The 510-nt window shown below is 59.8% G+C and carries 1 protein-coding gene; it reads left to right on the forward strand.

Annotation, left to right across the window (positions count from 1 at the left end; all coding sequences use genetic code 11):
- Positions 1–290: 290 nt before the first annotated feature.
- On the forward strand, positions 291–510 hold a 220-nt coding region (locus tag HC022_RS28495), incomplete at its 3' end, for a LysR family transcriptional regulator (protein WP_167454590.1).

Consider the following 510-nt stretch of genomic DNA (forward strand, 5'->3'; position numbering starts at 1 on the left):
TCCACCTTTTCCCGACCCTGCCGGCGGAAGTACCGCTTACGCCGACCCGCGATGGCGCACTCGCCCATAAGGCGAAGGTTGATGTCGCGGGGCCCAGCTTTCACGCTCCGAGGCCGCAGTTCCGGCCCATCGTGCGTTGCCAGTGTCCAAGCGACTGGCGGTCATGAAAGTTCTCGCGTATATTCCCAGCATTGCTCTACTCCGGCGGTCTGTTTTATCACCGCTCATTTTGACCAAGCGACTTGTTCACGCGAGTCAGTAATTTTAATTATATGTAAGACGAGGTTACATTGGACTGGTCTACCCTGCCCCCACTTTCGGCGCTTAGAGCCTTTTCCGCCTACGCTGATCGTAAGTCCGTCACCGACGCAGGCCGCGCACTGAACGTCAGCCACGCCGCAATAAGCCAGCAGATCCGCAACCTCGAAACCCATCTGGGTGTCAGTCTGCTTGACCGTACCGGACGCCGGATGCGTCTCACCACCGAGGGCGAGCGCCTCGCGGGGGCCC

The sequence above is a fragment of the Salipiger sp. HF18 genome (assembly GCF_011806505.1).
GTDB lineage: Bacteria > Pseudomonadota > Alphaproteobacteria > Rhodobacterales > Rhodobacteraceae > Salipiger > Salipiger thiooxidans.